At 68.7% G+C, this 16,542-nt stretch carries 17 protein-coding genes; 3 read left to right on the forward strand and 14 right to left on the reverse strand.

The genetic code is table 11. The features are described 5' to 3' along the window. Positions 1 to 48: 48 nt before the first annotated feature. The gene (locus BM353_RS10880; protein ID WP_092080707.1) at positions 49 to 1,626 is read right to left on the reverse strand and encodes an ABC transporter substrate-binding protein; all 1,578 of its coding nucleotides are present in this window, start codon (positions 1,624 to 1,626) and stop codon (positions 49 to 51) included. 103 nt (positions 1,627 to 1,729) lie between these two features. On the opposite strand from BM353_RS10880, the gene BM353_RS10885 reads away from it, so the two are divergent. Further along, positions 1,730 to 2,401, forward strand: coding sequence for a DUF1028 domain-containing protein (locus tag BM353_RS10885; protein ID WP_092080710.1), 672 nt, complete (start codon positions 1,730 to 1,732; stop codon positions 2,399 to 2,401). Here BM353_RS10885 and BM353_RS10890 read toward each other — a convergent pair whose 3' ends face one another. Then, entirely contained in the window at positions 2,402 to 3,169 is a 768-nt protein-coding gene (locus BM353_RS10890) for a FadR/GntR family transcriptional regulator (protein ID WP_177220533.1), read from the reverse strand. Positions 3,170 to 3,420: 251 nt separating this feature from the next. Between BM353_RS10890 and BM353_RS10895 the strand changes: the two genes are divergently transcribed. Further along, complete coding sequence (locus tag BM353_RS10895) at positions 3,421 to 4,443, forward strand: siderophore-interacting protein (protein ID WP_177220534.1); 1,023 nt, start codon at positions 3,421 to 3,423, stop codon at positions 4,441 to 4,443. On the opposite strand, the gene BM353_RS10900 is transcribed toward BM353_RS10895, so the two are convergent. The 12 genes from BM353_RS10900 to BM353_RS16945 form a co-directional block, all read right to left on the reverse strand. Further along, the gene (locus BM353_RS10900; RefSeq protein WP_092080716.1) at positions 4,413 to 6,260 is read right to left on the reverse strand and encodes a cation:proton antiporter; all 1,848 of its coding nucleotides are present in this window, start codon (positions 6,258 to 6,260) and stop codon (positions 4,413 to 4,415) included. The two genes, BM353_RS10895 and BM353_RS10900, sit on opposite strands and share 31 nt — an antisense overlap. 30 nt (positions 6,261 to 6,290) lie before the next feature. Continuing rightward, positions 6,291 to 7,337 carry a succinylglutamate desuccinylase/aspartoacylase family protein gene (locus tag BM353_RS10905; RefSeq protein WP_092080719.1) on the reverse strand — a complete coding sequence of 349 codons (1,047 nt, stop codon included), beginning with the start codon at positions 7,335 to 7,337 and terminating at the stop codon, positions 6,291 to 6,293. Continuing rightward, positions 7,334 to 8,239: a 30S ribosomal protein S6--L-glutamate ligase gene (gene rimK, locus BM353_RS10910; RefSeq protein WP_092081118.1), complete on the reverse strand. Its 906-nt coding sequence runs from the start codon at positions 8,237 to 8,239 to the stop codon at positions 7,334 to 7,336. The genes BM353_RS10905 and rimK overlap by 4 nt, the downstream gene beginning before the upstream one ends. A gap of 5 nt (positions 8,240 to 8,244) precedes the next feature. After that, a complete protein-coding gene (locus BM353_RS10915; RefSeq protein WP_245759628.1) occupies positions 8,245 to 8,766 on the reverse strand; it encodes an ATP-dependent zinc protease family protein in 522 nt (173 codons plus the stop codon). A 177-nt stretch (positions 8,767 to 8,943) separates the two neighbouring features. After that, positions 8,944 to 9,342 (reverse strand): DUF1428 domain-containing protein, encoded by a 399-nt coding sequence (locus BM353_RS10920; RefSeq protein ID WP_092080726.1) that lies wholly within the window; start codon positions 9,340 to 9,342, stop codon positions 8,944 to 8,946. A 135-nt stretch (positions 9,343 to 9,477) separates the two neighbouring features. Further along, complete coding sequence (locus tag BM353_RS10925; RefSeq protein ID WP_092080729.1) at positions 9,478 to 10,113, reverse strand: 3,4-dihydroxy-2-butanone-4-phosphate synthase; 636 nt, start codon at positions 10,111 to 10,113, stop codon at positions 9,478 to 9,480. Between the two features lie 3 nt (positions 10,114 to 10,116). Then, entirely contained in the window at positions 10,117 to 10,650 is a 534-nt protein-coding gene (locus BM353_RS10930; RefSeq protein WP_092080732.1) for a flavin reductase, read from the reverse strand. A gap of 103 nt (positions 10,651 to 10,753) precedes the next feature. After that, positions 10,754 to 12,091, reverse strand: coding sequence for an amidase (locus BM353_RS10935; protein ID WP_092080735.1), 1,338 nt, complete (start codon positions 12,089 to 12,091; stop codon positions 10,754 to 10,756). Between the two features lie 113 nt (positions 12,092 to 12,204). Further along, a complete protein-coding gene (locus BM353_RS10940) occupies positions 12,205 to 13,131 on the reverse strand; it encodes a LysR substrate-binding domain-containing protein (protein WP_092080738.1) in 927 nt (308 codons plus the stop codon). 174 nt (positions 13,132 to 13,305) lie between these two features. Next, positions 13,306 to 14,037 (reverse strand): cysteine hydrolase family protein, encoded by a 732-nt coding sequence (locus BM353_RS10945; RefSeq protein ID WP_092080741.1) that lies wholly within the window; start codon positions 14,035 to 14,037, stop codon positions 13,306 to 13,308. Between the two features lie 69 nt (positions 14,038 to 14,106). After that, positions 14,107 to 15,465, reverse strand: a complete 1,359-nt coding sequence (locus tag BM353_RS10950) for an amidase (RefSeq protein ID WP_177220535.1) — start codon at positions 15,463 to 15,465, stop codon at positions 14,107 to 14,109. Next, positions 15,462 to 15,635: a hypothetical protein gene (locus BM353_RS16945; RefSeq protein ID WP_177220536.1), complete on the reverse strand. Its 174-nt coding sequence runs from the start codon at positions 15,633 to 15,635 to the stop codon at positions 15,462 to 15,464. Before BM353_RS16945 ends, BM353_RS10950 begins: the two co-directional genes overlap by 4 nt. Positions 15,636 to 15,734: 99 nt before the next feature. Between BM353_RS16945 and BM353_RS10955 the strand changes: the two genes are divergently transcribed. Continuing rightward, positions 15,735 to 16,493 carry a GntR family transcriptional regulator gene (locus BM353_RS10955; RefSeq protein ID WP_092080747.1) on the forward strand — a complete coding sequence of 253 codons (759 nt, stop codon included), beginning with the start codon at positions 15,735 to 15,737 and terminating at the stop codon, positions 16,491 to 16,493. Positions 16,494 to 16,542 lie beyond the last annotated feature (49 nt).

Below are 16,542 nucleotides of genomic sequence, written 5' to 3' on the forward strand. Positions count from 1 at the left end.
GGTCTGGGCGGCGGGGCGCGCCGTGCTGGCCGCCCCGCCGCCATTGCTTCAGTTCTTCACCACCTCGTCGAGCAGCAGGAAGAAGGACGGCTGCAGCGCAAAGCCCTCCACCCGGTCGCTCGTGACGGCGTTCTGCTTCCAGTTGGCCACGAAGACCCAAGGCGCGTCTTCCTGAACGATGGTCTGCATCTCGCGGTAGAGCCGCGCGCGCTCGTCTTGATCCGTCGCCACGCGGGCCGCTTCGAGCAGCGCGTCAACCTCGGGGTTGGAGTAATAGCCCGAGTTGAACCCGCCCTTGTCGGGCCAGGCTTCGGTGCGCAGCGCGAGGAAGGGGAGCGTGTCGGGGTCATTGGTCATCCAGGCCATTTCGGCCATGTCCGCCTTGCCCTCCAGCCCGGGGTTCACCTCGCCGAGGAAAGTGTTCCACTCGTAGGTCTCGATCGTCACGTCGAAGCCCACGGCCTCCAGATCGGCCTGAATCGCCGTGCCCATGGCGATCGGATCGAGCATGCCCGAGCCGCCTTCGGTCACGTAGAACGTCAGCTCCGCGCCCTCGGCCCCGGCCTCGGCCAAGAGCGCGCGCGCCTTGTCCGGATCGAAGGGATAGGGCTCCAGATCGGGGTTGTAGGCCCAGGCGAAGGCGGGCGGCGTCGGCCCGGCGGCGACCTCGGCGGTGCCTTCCAGCACCTCGTTCACCAGCGCTTCCTTGTTGACCGCGTAATTCGCCGCTTGCCGGACGCGCACATCGGCGAAGGGCCCCTCCTTGGCGTTGAGGATCAGGAACCAGACATGCGGGCCGGCCTGTTCATGCAGGGTGTAGGCATCGCCCTGAAACTCCGACAGCGCCACGGGGGGCACCTCGACCATGAGGTCGATCCCGCCCGCGAGCATCTCGGCGGTGCGGGTGTTGGCATCGGTGATCGGGCGGAAGACCACGGCCTGAAGCTCCGGCGCGCCGTCCCAGTAATCGGGGTTGGCCTCGATCACGACCGCCTCATTCGAGCGCCATTCCGCGAAGGTGAAGGGCCCCGTGCCCGAGGGGTTGCGCCCAAACTCCGCGCCATGCTCGGCCACGGCCGCGGGCGAGACGATGAGCCCAGTGGGATAGGCGAGGTTGGACAGGAACGGCGCGTAAGGGCCATTGAGCGTGAATTGCACGGTCATCTCGTCCACCACCTCGGTCGAGACCACCGAGGAGAAGAAGAAGGAGAGCGGGAAGGGGCCGGTGTCGTGAAACGGGTGATCCTCGCTCAGCATCCGGTCGAAGTTGAACTTGACCGCCTCGGCGTTGAAGGGCGTGCCGTCGTGGAAGCTCACCCCTTCGCGCAGGCTGAAGGTATAGACCGTGCCGTCCTCGCTGATGTCCCAATCGGTCGCGAGCGCCGGCTCTACCTCCAGCGTCCCGTCCTTGTAGCGCACCAGCCCGTCATAGACGTTCATCAGGATGCGGAAATCGTTGACCGCGGTGACCGCCGCCGGGTCGAGCGCCTTGGGCTCGGCGATCTGGCCAACGATCAGGACGCCCGGCGGCGTCTGCGCCAATGCGCCGCCAGAGGCCCCCAGCGTGAGGGCGAGCGCAGTGCCGGCCGCCAGAAGGCCCCGGCGGGTGGCATAAAAGAGTGACATGTCGTTTTCCTCTCCTGTTGTTTCGTCATTTATTTATCATGATAAATTGCATCAGGCCAAATTGTCATGATAAATTCAAGCCTGACGATGGCTGGAGCCCCAGATGACGATTTCGATCCTCGCATTCGACGAAAAAACCGGCGCTTACGGCGGGGCGGCCACAACGGGCAGTCTTTGCGTCGGGGGCTGGGTGTTGCGGGGCGATGCGCGGGCGGGGCTTACGGCGTCGCAAGGCTCGCTCCCGAGCACGATGTGGGGGGGCGATGTGCTTGAGCTGATGCACGGCGGGATGGCGGCGGAGTCGGCGGTGCAGGCGGTCGTCATGGCCGATACCGGGCGCGCCGAACGTCAGCTTTCGGCCCTCGATCCCGGCGGCCAGACAGCCACTTTCACCGGAGACAACAGCCTGCCCACGGCGGGCACCCGGCAGGCGCGGCACGTGGTGGTCGCGGGAAATCTGCTGGCCTCGGAGGCCGTGCTCGATGCCTGCATCGACGGGTTCGCCGCCGCCGCGGGCCCGCTCGATCTGCGCCTTCTTGCGGCGCTTGATGCCGCGGACCGCGCGGGGGGCGACAGCCGCGGACTTCTCTCCGCCGCGCTGCTCATGGTGGCGCGCGACAGTGCGCCCCTGAGCCTTCGCATCGACCATTCGGACACCCCGCTTGAGGCCCTCACCACGCTCCATCGCCACGCGACCACGGGCGATTATGCCCGCTGGGCCGCCCATGTCCCGACCCTGGACGATCCGCAGGCCGCGACGCCGTTTCCCGGCTGATCACTCGGCGATGAACCGCTTGAGGACCTGCGCCTCCTGCGCCTCCATGAGCCCGCGCGCCATCTCCATATGGCTACGCATCACCGCGCGCGCGCCGGCGCCATCGCCTCGCCGCAGGGCCTCGATCAGCTCGATCTGATGCCGCCGCCCCTTGGCCCAAAGGTCGTGGTTGGGCGCCGCATAGAGCCGCTTGTAGACCGTCAGATCGGTGAGGATCTGCGCCATGAACCCGATGAAAAAGCCCAAGAGCGCGTTGCCCCCGAAATCCGAGAGCCGGGCGTGAAACCTCAGCGAGGCCACGTGTTGGCGGCGCTCTTCCTCGGCGCTCGTGGCGGCCTCGGCATAGCTTTCCATGATGGCTTCGAGCTCGGCCAGCTGCGCCTCGGTGAGCTGCCCTGCAAGGCTCGCGGCAAGCTCCGGCTCCAGCGCGATCCGGACCTGATAGATGTCGTCGATGCTCACGTCGCGGAAATAGAAGTAGTTGGCCAGCAGCGCCGTGGCCCGCTCGCGCGACACCGCGCCGACGAAACTGCCGCCCCCGGGGCCGGTTTTCGTCTCGACCAGCCCTTGCGCCTGCAAGAGCCGCATGGCCTCGCGGATCGTCCCCTTGGACATGCCGAACTGTTCGATCAACGCGGCCTCGCCCGGGAGCCGGTCCCCCGGCTGGAGCCCGTGTTCCACGACCCAGTCCTTGATCGCCTCGGCCACGCGCAGCGGGCGCGACTGGCGGGCGCGGGTCTTGAGGTCGGGGGGCTCGCGTGCGGTCATCGGCTTTCGGTCTTCGGCTCCTGTGTCGCCCCCTTGGGGCACTCGCGCTCGGGCGGTCCGCCAAGGAAGCCCGGACGGCGGGGGGAATTCAAGGCCAAGTTGCGCGCCCCGGTGCGCTGGCCGGTGCGGGCGGTCCGAGAGTCCGCGCCCCTGCCCCGGTATTCGGCGCGGGCATGACATCGCCATTGCGGGCTGCTATGGCCGCAAAAAGCGCGCGGCTCCGCCCCCCCCTCAAGCCCTGGATGCGACCCATGTTCAAGACCCATGCCGAGCTGACGCAGCTCCCTTTCGAGACTTTGGCCCGAGCGTTGCGGGGGCTGGCGCAGGAAACCGGTGCGACGGTGCTGGAGGACGGGGATGCGGCGCTGCGGCTCGAGGGGCCCCATGGCCGGTTCGGGATCCGCGCGCGCGGCGCGGGGCTGCGGATCGAGCTGGAGAGCGCGCGGCGCGATCATCTCGTCTCGCTGCGTGAGGGGCTGGCGGTGCAGGTTGCGGCGCTGAGCCCGGAGCTTGGCGCGGCGCTGCGGTGGGCGGAGCCGGTGGCGGGGGCCGAGGCCGGTGCGCTGCCGACGAATTTCCAGTTCGCGACCCTCAGCGAGAGCGCCCCCCTCGGGGCGGATTTCTGGCGCCTGACCCTGCGGCCCGACCGGCCCGAGGCCTTTGGGCCCGAGGCGATCCATTTCCGCTTCGCCCTGCCCGCGCCGGACAATGACGCTCCGGAGTGGCCGCGCCTGTCGGAAACCGGGGCCCTGCGCTGGCCGGAGGGGGACAAGGCGCTGCACCGCCCGGTCTATACCACGCGGGCGATAGCGGGCGGCGCGATGATCGTGGACATCTATCGCCACCCCGGCGGGCGGATGAGCGATTGGGCGGCGGGTGCGCGCCCGGGCGCGCGCGTGGCGTTGATCGGGCCCGGCGGTGCGGGGCTCGTCGCGGCGCAGGAACTGATCATGGGGGCCGATGAGACGGGCTATCCGGCGGTGGCGCGGATCGTCGAGGCCCTGCCCGAGGGCGCGCGCGCGACGGTGTTTTTGCGCAATCGCAGCGGGGCGCGGGATTACCCGATGCCCTCGCATCCGGGCCTTGACCTGCGCTGGTTCGCGCCGGGCGAGGATCTCGTGGGCGCGTTGGAGGCGCGGATCACGGACGCGCCCGGGAGTTATCTGTGGTTCGGCGGGCCCAAACGCGAGGTGGCGGCGCTGCGCGCGGGCGTTGCGCCGCTGGAACTCGGCAAGGGCCGGAGCTACCTCGCGGGGTTCTGGTCGGAGGGCTGATCCACGGGGGATCCGGACGCGCGCTCCTCGAAAACGAGGGCGATGAGCCGGGCGTCGGGGGCGACGGTCTCGGGATCGAACGCCTGCGTGAAGATGAGCCGGCCATCGGCGCGCAGCTCGGCGATCGGCAGGGCATTTGGCCAGCGGGCATTGAAATCCGCGGCGGTGAACTGCTCGGTCAAGCCCGAGACCTTGACGCTCGCCCCCGCACGCAGGCTTTGCTCCAGCGCGTCGAAGTTGCGCCCCTCTCCGAGCGAACGGCCCGACAGGCCCGAGGGCAGCGCATGGCGCTCGCGGTGTTCCTTGGAGCGCTCCAGCCGCCAGACCCGGTCGCGCCCGAATTCGGGGCCGAGGTCGGAGACGACGAGCGTGTTGTAGGCATCATTGGCCGAGGCGGCGAGGATGGTGGAGAACTCAAGGAATTCAACCGAGTGTTCGGCGGCCTCTCCGAGGATATCGCCGTAGTAGCTGGGCAGACCGGCGGCGCGCGCGCGCCGCAGCGCGCCGTGGTTGGCGTCGGTCACGAGCACGGTGAGCCCGGCCCCCGCCAGCGCCTCGCCGAGCGCGGTGGTGAAGCGCGAGCCGCCCACCAGCAGCACCCCCGGAATATCCCCGCCCGAAAGCCCCATGGCGCGGGCCATGGGCGCGAGGGTAAAGCCATGCAGCACGACCGTGCCGGCCACGAGGACGAAGGCGAGCGGCCCCACCAGCCCACCATCGGCGATACCCACCGCCGCCATGCGCTCACCGAAAAGCCCCGCCACGGCGACGAGCACAACCCCGCGCGGCCCGGTGAAGCCGACGAGCAGCCGCTCGCGCCACGGGATGTCTGTGCCCAGCAGGGCGGCGAGCACGGTGATCGGGCGCGCGATGAGGATGATCAGCGCGAGGAACAGCACCGCGCGCCAGGTGAGCTGGCCCAGTTCGGCGACATCGAGCGAGGCGGCAAGCAGGATGAAGAGGCCCGAGACGAGGAGCACGGTGGCGTGTTCCTTGAAGCGGCGCAGTTCGGTGTAGGAGGGCAGACCCGCGTTGGCGATGACGATCCCGGCGACGGTCACGGCGAGCAGGCCGCTCTCATGCAGGACCATGTCGGAGAGCGCGAACCCGGCGATGACGGCGGTGAAGAGCACCGGAACCTTCATGAATTCCGGCACCAGCGCGTCGCGGAAGGCCTTGACGATGGCCCAACCGATCGCCCAGCCGAGCGCCCCGGCAAAGAGCACTCCGACCACCAGCGCGCCGAAGCCCGGCTCGTCTGCGCCGCGGGCGGCGATGACCACCTGGAAGGCGAGGACGGCGGCGAGAGCGCCGATGGGATCGTTGACGATCGCCTCCCATTGCAGCAGCGCGGCGGGGCGTTTGCGCAGCCGCGCGTGGCGCAGGAGCGGGGCGATCACGGTCGGCCCGGTGACGATCATGATGCCGCCGAAGACGCAGGAAACCTCCCAGCTCACCCCCGCGCCGAAGCGCAGGGCCAGCGCCGAGAGCAGCCAACCGAGCGGCGCACCGATCACCACCAGCCGGAAGACCCCGGCCCCGGCCCCGGCGAGTTTCTTGAAATCGAGCGTGAGCCCGCCTTCGAAGAGGATGATCGCGACGGCCAGCGCGATGAGCGGTTGCAGCAAGCTGCCGAACTGGGCGGCGGGGTCGAGGATGCCGGTCACCGGCCCGACGAGGATGCCGAAAACCAGCAGCAACACGATGGCCGGAAGCTGGAAGCGCCAGGCCGCCCATTGCGCCGCGACGCCGGCAATGCCGACAAGCGCGACGGCGGGCACCGTGCCGATCAGGGTCGATGTGGTCTCAAGGGCCATGGGTGCCGGGTCTGCTCGTTTTACCTCGGGTCATATGATCTCATCTTCGTAGAACATGGGATCATCGGTCAACTGCGCGTTGAGATCCTCCACCGCATCCTCCGCATCGCCCACCGATTTGACCCGGCCCAGGTGGAAGACCGCGTCGCCCTCGTTGACCACCGGCATGACCGCGCGCCCGACGATGATGCCGCTGAAGGGCGCCTCGATGTCCTCCTCCTGCTCGCCGAAGGGATCGGAGACGGTGGCCAGCACCGTGCCGCGGCGCACCAGCGCGCCATCGGATTTGTAGATACGCAGCAGCCCGCCCATCGGCGCGCGGAGCCATTTGCTCGACGGGCAGAACTGCGGCTCGGCCTTGGGGCGCGAGATGCCCTTGGCCGGCACCATGCCCAGATGCCGCAGCACCCGCAGGATCCCGGCGACGCCGGCGCGGATCGACAGCTCGTCAAAGCGCAGCCCCTCGCCCGCCTCGAAGAGCAGCACGTCGCGCCCGATCTCGCGGGCGGCCGCCCGGAGCGAGCCCTCGCGCAGGGCCGAGCGCATGACGATGGGCGCGCCGAACACCTCGGCCAGCTCCTGCATCCGCGCGTCATCGGGCGAGATCCGGACCTGGGGGTAGTTGGTCCGGTGAATCGCGGCGGAGTGCAGGTCGATCCCGAGATCGGCCCGGGCGACGATCTGGGTCATGAACTGATGCGCCAGCCGCGCCGCGAGCGAGCCGCCGGCGCTGCCCGGAAAGACGCGGTTGAGATCGCGACGGTCGGGCAGGTAGCGCGAATGGTTGAGAAAGCCGAAGGTGTTGACGATCGGGACGGCCAGCAGCGTGCCCCGCAGCCCCGCGAGCCCCGGCGTATTGAGCACGCGCCGGATGATCTCCACCCCGATGACCTCATCGCCATGCACACCCGCGCTGAGAAAGACCACCGGCCCCGCCCGTTTGCCGTGGCGCACATGGACCGAGAGGCTCACCGGCGTGTGGTCCGACAAGACACTCACCGGCAGATCGACCGTCTGGCGCGCCCCCGGGGCGATCGCCGCGCCGCCGATTTCGAAGGCGCCGCGCGGCGCGCTCACCCCTTGCCCCGCGTCTTGGTCGTGCCCTTGGCGATGGCCTTCTCCAGATAGGCGATCATCATTCCGGCGATGTCCTTGCCCGTCGCCTTCTCGACCCCTTCGAGCCCGGGCGATGAGTTGACCTCCATCACCACCGGCCCGTGATTGGCGCGCAGCATGTCGACCCCGCAGGCATTGAGCCCCATGGATTTGGCCGCGCGCACCGCCGTGGCGCGCTCCTCGGCCGAAAGCCGGATCAGCTCGGCCGAGCCGCCCCGGTGCAGGTTGGAGCGGAACTCCCCCTCCGCCCCGGTGCGTTTCATCGCCGCGACCACCTTGCCGCCGATGACGATGGCGCGGATGTCCGTCCCGCCGGCTTCCTTGATGAATTCCTGGATGAGAATGTTCGTGTTGGTGGCGCGAAACGCCTCGATCACCGATTTTGCCGAGCGGTCGGTATCGGCCAGCACCACGCCGAGCCCTTGTGTCCCCTCCAGCAGCTTGATCACCAGCGGCGCGCCGCCGGCAAGCTTGAGCACCTCCTCGGTCTGCTTGGCATCATGGGCGAAGGTGGTGACCGGCAGGCCGATCCCGTCCCGCGCCAGAAGCTGCATCGAGCGAAGCTTGTCGCGGCTGCGCCCGATGGCGACGCTTTCGTTGAGCGGAAAGACCCCCATCATCTCGAACTGGCGCAGCACCGCCGTGCCGTAAAATGTTACCGAAGCGCCGATGCGCGGGATGACCGCGTCATACCCGGTGAGCTTTTCGCCCTTGTAGTAGATCGACGGGCGGCGCGAGGCGATGTTCATGTAACAGCGCAGCGTGTCGATGATGTCGAGCTCGTGGCCCCGTTCCTCCGCCGCCTCCTTGAGCCGCCGGTGAGTATAGAGCTCGGGGTTGCGGGCGAGCATGGCGATTTTCATGGGGATCACTCCTCTGGAGGGGTCTTGGCCGTGGCGAGAAAGGACCGCCCCGTGTGGACGGCGATGTTGTGGCGGCGCAGCGCGGTGCGCCCGACGATCATTGGAAACAGCATGTTGGTGCGGTCGCTGAGCGAGACATCGATGATCCAGAGCCGCGCGCCCATGCGCAGATGCGTGCGGATGACGAAGCGGTCCTCGGGCGCGCCGGAGGTGTTCTTGATCGCGCGCTCGGCGTGGATCGGTGCCTCGAGCGGCCGGTCGCAGAGCCCGTGACCGCTATCGGCCATGAAAGAGACCCATGGGGCGCCATCGCGCTCGAACTGTTGGATATCGGTCGCGTGCAGCGCCGAGGTCCGCGCGCCGGTGTCGATCTTGACCTTGAGCCCGCCGAGCCCGAGATCGGGCAGATCGATCCGCTCCATCCAGCCGATGACGCGCGGCGCCCGCGCGGGGCCGGCCCGTCTCTTGGACTTGCGTGCGGGCTCGGGCGCGCGACCGGGCGCGCGATCAGAGGCGGATCCGGTCACTGTCTCTCTCCCTCGGGGCTGTGACGGTTGGGCGGGGCGGTGGCGCCCGGGATCGGGCGGATGCGATCACCCTGCCAGAATCCCGGCAGCAATCAAGCGCGTCGCGAGGCTCGCCCTAGCGCGAAACTCTGCCCGTGGGAATTGCGAAATGCTCGTGGCCCGACGCCGGGGGCCCCGTCAGCCCGTCGCCTCTCCCGGCCGGAGATCGACCAGCGGGGCAAACCCGCCAAAGATCATCCGCGCCCCGTCAAACGGCATCGGGTGGCGCTCGTTGTCCCACCGGGGATCGGCGGTCTCGGGGTTTTCCATCCAGCCCATCATCGTCTTCTGCGCGGCATCGCGCGTGGCCTTGTCCGGCCATTCAACCCAGGACAGGACCACCGTCTCCTCCGCCGTGGCCTGCACCGCGCGGGCAAAATCGGTGATCTTGCCATCGGGCACATCGTCGCCCCAACATTCTACCACGCGCAGCGCGCCGAGATCGGCAAACACGCCGTCGGCATTGAGGGCATGGTCGATGAAGGCCTGTTTGTTGGCGGTGGGCACCGCAATGACGAATCCGTCAATATAGCTCATGATCTCGCGCGCCTCCCTGCGCTGCTCCCTGTGCCCGAGCCCGGCTCTGTGGCCGGTGGGCACGGTTGGCAGTCTACACCAGCGGGCGGCGCGCGGAACAGGAAGTTTCTCAGATCCGCTCGCGCGAGAGCGCGCTCAGGAAAAGCAATCGGGGCTGAGCATCGCGGCGATATCCGCGCCACCTACCGCGACGAGGCCGAGCGCCTCCGCGGTGCGCGCCGCGTCGGCACGGCCCGCCACCTCGCCCTCACTGTCGAGCATGGTGCAGATCGCGGCCACCGGGGGCAGCCCCGCCGCCGCCAGAAGGCGCAAGGCAAGCCCCGCCTGCCCGCTCGGCCGCGCGTCGCTCACCTGCGGAAAGATATGGCCCGGCGTGATGATGTCCCGCGGCCCGCCAGTGGCGGCGGCGCGGATCGTCAGGGCCCGGTCCTCGGCGGAAATGCCCGTCGAGGTGCCGGCGGCGGCCTCGATCGAGCTGGTGTAGAGCGGCGCGTCGCGGCGGCCCTGGCGCGGCTGGAGCCCCAGGCCAAGCTCGGCGGCGCGGCGATGGGTGATGACCATGCCCACCAGCCCGCGCGCATGGGCCGCCATGAGGGTGATCTGGTCCGGCGTGATGCATTCGGCGCGCGCAAGGACAAAGGGCCCCTCGGCGCTGCCGGTAATGACCACGGGCGCACCCGCGCTCAGGGCCCGGACCGCCTCACTCAAGGCCCCGTCCGGGGCGGCGGTGTAATCGTGTGGGGTATCGGTGGCAACGAGCGCGAGCGGCATGGATCAGGCCTCCAATTCGTGGAACTTGCGGGCGAAATAGGCCAACGCGGGGGTCTGAGGTGCCTCGGTGATTCCGATGATCCGGCAGAAGAGGACCTCGTGGCTGCCCACTACGGCGCGGCTGCTCACCCGGCAATCGAAGCTCACCACCGCGCCGGTCAGGATCGGCGCCCCGGAGGCGCCGGTCGTCCAGCTCGCCTCGGCAAACCGCGCCTCCATCGGGGTCTTGCCGCCGAACAGCATCGCCAGATCCCGGTGGCCGGGCCCGGCGGTGTTGATGCAGACCGCGTCGTTTTCGAGGAAGGCCGGCGCGGCGGAGGAAGCGCGGTTGACGCAGACCAGAAGCGTGGGCGGATCGGCGGTCACCGAACAGACCGCCGAAGCCGTCAGCCCCGCGCGCCCGGCGGGACCATCTGTGGTGACGATGTTGACCGCGCCCGCAAGCAGGGCCATGCCCGACTTGAACGCCTCAAGCGACACGCTCTGGGGCGCGTCGATTTCGGCGGGGTCTTTCAAGAGCGTTGCGTCGTCTGCCATCAGTGGTCCTCCAGGTCAGGGCCGTCGGTATCGTTGCCCCGAGCCTAGCCGCGCAGCCCGCGCAATTCGCATGAATTCGCGCGCAGGGGGGCCTGAGATTTTGTCATGCCGCGCTGCTCGCCTCGGCGCTGTCTTCGGCGCTCTCTTCGGCGGCGATCGCCCCGCCGATTTCGCCCGCGATGAGCCGCGCTGCGGCAAGCGCGGTCCGGTCGGTGAACCGCCGGGTGATCACGCTGATCCCCATCGGCATTCCAGCCGGACCGGTAAAGCCGGGGATCGACACCACCGGGACGGACATCAGCGTCCAGAGCCCGTTCATCGACGGATCGCCGGTCGAATCGAGCCCCACGGGCGCCTCGCCGCAGGCCGAGGGCGCGATCACCGCGTCATAGCCCGCGAGCAGCTCATCCATCGCCGCGCGGCAGGCATCGGCGCACCGATAGGCCGCCCGCGCCTCCTGAGGCGTCTGCCCCGCCGTGTTGGCCACCATGGCGCGAAATTCCGGATGCAGCGCCGCGCCCTGCGCCCGATCCTCGTTGAGAAAGGCCGCCCGCCCCTCGCGCAGCAGGATCGCCGCATGTGCCGCATCGATCCCGTCGAAGATCTCCGGCAAGGTCACGTCCGAAACCTCCGCCCCGGCGGCGCGCAGCTGCTCCGCCGACCGCGCCAGTGCAGTGCGCATCGCGGGCGCCACCTGGCCCCAGAGCGGCGGGCGCACCACCCCGATCCGCAGGCCCCGGACCTGTGCCGGCTCGGGCGCGGGATCGAGGTCGAAGACATCGGCCAGAAGGGTGAAATCCGCCGGATCGCGGGCGTAGAATCCGATGGTGTCACAGGTCAGCGAATAGAGCTTGAGCCCCTCGCGCGAGATCGCGCCCCAACTCGGCTTCCACCCCCAGACGCCGTTGAAGCTGGCCGGGCGGATCGTCGAGCCGCCGGTCTGTGTCCCCAGCCCGATCGTCGCCATCCCGGCCGCGACGGCAGCCGCGGATCCAGAGGAGGAGCCCCCCGGCGTGCGGGCCGCATCGTGGGGATTGCGGGTCATCGCGCCGCGTTGCGTGGCGGCGAATTCGGTGGTCACGGATTTCGACAGGATAACCGCCCCCGACTGGCGCAGCGTGTCGACGCAGGCCGCATCGACCCCCGTCATTGCGCCTGCGTAGCGCGCGGTGTTGTGGCCCGTGGGCATGTCCTTCGTCGCGATCACGTCCTTGACCGTCACCGGCACCCCGGCCAGCGCACCGCGCGTGCCCCTATCCGCCGACGCGTCGATGGCCCAGGCCTGCGCGCGGGCGAGTTCGGGATCGAAAAACGCAAAGGCCCGGAGCGCGGGCTCGCGCCTTTGGATCACGTCAAGCGTTGCGTCGAAAACGTCTTCGGCGCTGCGGCGTCCGGCGGCGAGATCGCGGGCGATGGCGGTGGCGGTCAATCTGTCTGGCATGGTGCTCCCCCGGGGCTTGTCCCCATCAACGGCTTGCCCCCATCAAACACCGCCCGCGCGGCGAGGGGCAGCGCAAGTTTCTGCGGTGCCGGGCTGAGCTTTTCTCAGCTTGGTCACGCCATCGCGAGGGCGGCCTCGGGCCGGACAGCCTCCTGAAGCCAGTTCTTGAATTTCTGGAGCGTCTCGTCGCTCTTGGGCTTGCTCGGACACTGGACGTAATAGGGCGTGCGGACCGGGTAGCACTCGGCCACCGCAACCAGCCGCCCGTCTTCCAGCGCCTTCTGCACCAGCAGTGACCGGCCCAGCAGGACACCGACCCCCGAGAGCGCGGCCTCGACCGCCTGGCCCGACTGGTTGAAGCGTAGCCCGTGGGAATGGTCGCGCCGGTCGATGCCGAACTCGGACATGTAGCGGGCCCAGTCGGGCAGATCGCCCTCGTAGCCGCCGGGCGCGCGATCCACGTGGATCAGCGGGGCCTCGCGCAGGATCCGCTCCGGATCGCCGTCGAAGCGCTCGGCCAGCTCGACCGCGCAGACCGGCGTCGAGGCCTCCTCGACCAGCGGCTCGGACTGGAACCCCGACACGCCTTGCGACCACGGGCAGATCTTGATGTCGCTGTCATGCTGCTCTGCGTCGCGCCGGTTGAGATAGGTGCGCAAGCTGAGATCGACATCCGGCTGCGCCTCGATGAACCGGCCGAGCCGCGGCACGAGCCAGAGCGAGGCCAGCGAGGCGGGCGCGGAGACCGAGAGCTTGCGGTGCTCATGATCGCGTACCGCGGCGAGCGATTTGACCGAATCGTCGATCAGATCGAGCGCCTGGGTGATCTGGCGGACATGCAGCGTCGCTTCCGGTGTCGGGTAGACGCGGCTGTTCTTGCGCTCGAAAAGTTCGACCTGAAGGAAATCTTCCAGAAGGCGGATCTGATGGCTCACCGCGGTCGGGGTCACGCAAAGCTCATTGGCCGCCTTGGCGACCGAATTGTTGCGCGCCACGGCCTCGAAGGCCCGGATTGCGTTGAGTGGGACGCGTTTGCGCATGGTACTTAAACTCCACTTGGCTCTCCCCACTCCGATCTGGCCATGCGCCGCGGTTCGCGGTCAAAACCTCCCTTGTGTCTATTAGGTACGGACTTACTCAGCCGCCCGCTTTGCCTTCGTTTTGGGCGCATTTCCTGGCAATCGACCTCAAACGCGGCACTTGGCGCGCAGCGTTCAGACCATGGCCAAGGATGATTCGGCTTCGGGCGCCGCCTTGGCATAGGCGCCGGAATCACCGGCGATGACGGCCATCGCGGCCGATTCCGTGATCACATCGCAGATCTTGAACTGCATGTCGAAGAGCGCGGCGGCGTGGCTCATTTCGATCCGGTCGAAGACGCCGTCCTCGATCACCATGACCCGGTAGCCCATGGCCGATCCATCCACCGCCGTCGCGCGCACGCAGCCAGAGGTGGAGTTGCCGATCAGCAGCAGGCTGTCGACGCCCAGCTCTTGGAGGATGAGGTGGAGGTTGGTGAAGGCAAAACAAGAAGGTGTCTGTTTTTCCAGCAATATATCGCTCGGTGCCATCGCGACTTCGGGCGCGATTTCGGAGCGCGGATCGCTCGCGGCAAAGACGCCGCCGGCGGATTTTTCCAGCCCGGTGTAGCTGTGAAACACGTGTTTCGAATAGATCACCGGCATCCCGGACCCGCGCGCGGCCGCCAGCAAGCGCTGCTGCACCGGGATCGCCGCCCAGGCATGCGGCCCGCAGGCACCGGGGTAGCGGTCGCGCTGCTCGTAAATCGGCATGTCATCGCCAATCGCGGTGATCTGCATGTCGATCGACAAAAGCGCGGTCTTGCGGCCGGGCCCCTGCGCCTTGCGCAGATTGCCGCCTGCAAGCACCTTTGTGTCATCCTCGGTGAGGAACCTGTCCCAAACCCGCGCGCCTTGCTCTTCCATCCGAAGCCTCCGTTTTCATGTCTGGACATAGTCTAGACCAGCCGCCTCGGCTGCGGGCATGAGTTTTGCTCACCCGCCCGATGAACACTCCGCTTCGAGCCATTCGCCGAGATCCGCGATCAGGTCTTCGGACCAGTCCGGCCCGACGATCTGGACCGAGAGCGGGCCGTCCGCCGTCCGGGCCACGGGCAACGAAAGGGCGGGAAAACCGAGGAAGCTGATCGGCCGGGTGAAATGCACCATCTTTCCGATCATCGCGGCCACCCCCTGCCCGCCGCCGACGTCGTGCTCCGCCGCAAGGGGCGGGACATCATGCAGCGTCGGCATGACGAAGAGATCGACCTCATCGAACACGCGGCGCATCATTTCGGCGCGCGCGCGGCTGCGCAGTTGCAGGGCGCGCACATAGGCAAAGCCGGGGATCGCCACCGCCTGCGCGAGCCGGGAGCGGAGCTGGTCGCCGTAGCTCTCGGGCGCCCGCGCGAGCCGGTCCGCATGGACCGCCGCGGCCTCGCTCATGGCGATGGCATTGGCCGCCTCGCCCAGCGTTGTGAGCAGGTCGAGCCCGACCTCGCGGGTCCGCGCCACGGCGCTGACGCGCTCGCGCACCGCGCCCATCGCCGCCGTCATCGCCCGGCTCGCGGGCGCCATGACCGCGCCCGAAGCGAAGCCGATCCGAAGGCCCTTGCCGAGCGCTTCCCCCCGCGGCCGCATCGCCGGCGCGTAGCGGCAGATCGGATCGCGCCCGTCCGGCCCGGCGATGATCGAGAGCACGAGCCGCGCCTCGGCCACAGTCGCCGCGAGCGGGCCGACGGTATCCTGGCTGAAGGACAGCGGCATCACGCCGGTCATCGGCACGCGCCCCTGCGTCGGTTTGAACCCGACGACACCGTTGCAGGCCGCGGGCAGCCGGATCGAGCCGCCGGTGTCGGAGCCGAGCGCCGCGCGCACCAACCCCGCACCGACCGCCGCCCCGGAACCCGAGGACGAACCGCCGGAGATCGCGCCTGCCCTCGCAGAGTTGCGCGGGATGCCCCAGTGATGGTTGTGGCCCGTGGGGCCCATCGCGAATTCCGACATGCGCAGCCGGCCCATGTCGATCTGCCCCGCCGCGTCGAGCCGGGCGAGGACGGTGCTTGTCTCGCTTGCTTTCATGCCGGCGCCGGTCTTGGCCCCGAACCCGGTCACCTGTCCCGCGCGGTCGTACATGTCCTTGTGCGCGAGCGGCACCCCATGCAGCGGCCCCGCCGACTGGCCGCGCGCCGCCAGCTGATCGAGCGTGCGCGCCTGTGCCCGCGCGGTCGCAGCCTCGACGCTGGAGACGATGGTGGGCTCCGCCGCCAAGGCCTTGAGCGCCGGCTCCATCCGGGCTGCCGCGTCCTTGCCCGCAAGCCGCGCGGCGGCGATCTGTGCAAGTGTCGCACTCATACCTGGCCCTCGCGCGGATCGATGGCGACCAGCGCCGGAAGCCGGGCATCGCTGCGCAACAGCGGATGATCCATGATCCCCTCCATCGTCCGTTTGGCCTGATCGGGGAGAATCGCCTCTTCGGCCGGCGAAAGCGCGCGGCCTGCGAGAATGTCGGTGAGTTTCTGCATGGGTCTTCTTTGTTTTCCGAGCCAGTACGCCGCGCGTGACAGGGCGGCGATGCTGTGCAATCATCGTGATATGTGCGGACTTACTAAGAGGTCAGACCCATGTCAGGTCAAGCGGCTGATTTGACCGTCGCCTTTGCAGACGGGACCCCGCTCTATCTCCAGGTGGCGCAACATGTCCAGAAATTGATCGATGACGGGACCTATCCGGTGGGGTCGCTCCTGCCGCGCGAGTCCGATCTGGCCGAAGCCCTTGGCGTTTCGCGCCACACGATCCGGCAAGCGATCAGTCAATTGCGCCAGCGCGGATTGCTCACCGCGCGCAAGGGGGTCGGGACCCGCGTCGAAGCGCCGCAGGATGACTGGCGCTCCCGGTTCTCGGCCAATTCGCGCGGCGGGCTCTTCGATTTCGCCCGCGCCACCGAGCTTCACTTCAAGACCCGCAAGACCGTCGAGGCACGGGGCCAAATCGCGGCCGAGATGGGCGTCCGGCCGGGACGGAAATTTCACTATCTCAGCGGGCCTCGCTATTACGCGGGGGATGCCAAGCCCTTCTGCGTCAACGAAGTTTATCTCGATCCGCGCCTGCGCCACGTGGTCGATGACATCCCGATCCTGCGCGTTGCGCTCTTCAATCTCGTCGAGGAGGCGACCGGCGACCGGGTCATGGAAATCCAGCAGGACGTGCGCGCCGCCTACATGCCCGACCACGTGGCCCATTGGCTCGATCGTGAGCCCGGCGACCTCGCGCTCAAGATGACGCGCCGCTATCTGGGATCGGGCGCGCGGCTGCTGGAATACGCGGTCCAGTACCACCCCGGCGACAACTTCGCCTACCACACCACGCTCTCCTCCATCTGAGCCGGGTTTGCGCCGCGCGTAAATTCCGGGCAGATGCTGCGCCAGTCCT

The sequence above is a fragment of the Poseidonocella sedimentorum genome (genome assembly GCF_900116005.1).
Lineage (GTDB): Bacteria > Pseudomonadota > Alphaproteobacteria > Rhodobacterales > Rhodobacteraceae > Poseidonocella > Poseidonocella sedimentorum.

What these genes read in the sequence shown, in the direction of transcription:
- BM353_RS10955 (WP_092080747.1), top strand. Translation starts at nt 15,735, where the DNA reads ATGTCAGGTCAAGCGGCTGATTTGACCGTCGCCTTTGCAGACGGGACC.
- BM353_RS10935 (WP_092080735.1), bottom strand. Translation starts at nt 12,091, where the DNA reads ATGCCAGACAGATTGACCGCCACCGCCATCGCCCGCGATCTCGCCGCC.
- BM353_RS16945 (WP_177220536.1), bottom strand. Translation starts at nt 15,635, where the DNA reads ATGCAGAAACTCACCGACATTCTCGCAGGCCGCGCGCTTTCGCCGGCC.
- BM353_RS10950 (WP_177220535.1), bottom strand. Translation starts at nt 15,465, where the DNA reads ATGAGTGCGACACTTGCACAGATCGCCGCCGCGCGGCTTGCGGGCAAG.
- BM353_RS10880 (WP_092080707.1), bottom strand. Translation starts at nt 1,626, where the DNA reads ATGTCACTCTTTTATGCCACCCGCCGGGGCCTTCTGGCGGCCGGCACT.
- BM353_RS10930 (WP_092080732.1), bottom strand. Translation starts at nt 10,650, where the DNA reads ATGGCAGACGACGCAACGCTCTTGAAAGACCCCGCCGAAATCGACGCG.
- BM353_RS10920 (WP_092080726.1), bottom strand. Translation starts at nt 9,342, where the DNA reads ATGAGCTATATTGACGGATTCGTCATTGCGGTGCCCACCGCCAACAAA.
- BM353_RS10895 (WP_177220534.1), top strand. Translation starts at nt 3,421, where the DNA reads ATGTTCAAGACCCATGCCGAGCTGACGCAGCTCCCTTTCGAGACTTTG.
- BM353_RS10945 (WP_092080741.1), bottom strand. Translation starts at nt 14,037, where the DNA reads ATGGAAGAGCAAGGCGCGCGGGTTTGGGACAGGTTCCTCACCGAGGAT.
- BM353_RS10940 (WP_092080738.1), bottom strand. Translation starts at nt 13,131, where the DNA reads ATGCGCAAACGCGTCCCACTCAACGCAATCCGGGCCTTCGAGGCCGTG.
- BM353_RS10925 (WP_092080729.1), bottom strand. Translation starts at nt 10,113, where the DNA reads ATGCCGCTCGCGCTCGTTGCCACCGATACCCCACACGATTACACCGCC.
- BM353_RS10900 (WP_092080716.1), bottom strand. Translation starts at nt 6,260, where the DNA reads ATGGCCCTTGAGACCACATCGACCCTGATCGGCACGGTGCCCGCCGTC.
- BM353_RS10885 (WP_092080710.1), top strand. Translation starts at nt 1,730, where the DNA reads ATGACGATTTCGATCCTCGCATTCGACGAAAAAACCGGCGCTTACGGC.
- rimK (WP_092081118.1), bottom strand. Translation starts at nt 8,239, where the DNA reads ATGAAAATCGCCATGCTCGCCCGCAACCCCGAGCTCTATACTCACCGG.
- BM353_RS10890 (WP_177220533.1), bottom strand. Translation starts at nt 3,169, where the DNA reads ATGACCGCACGCGAGCCCCCCGACCTCAAGACCCGCGCCCGCCAGTCG.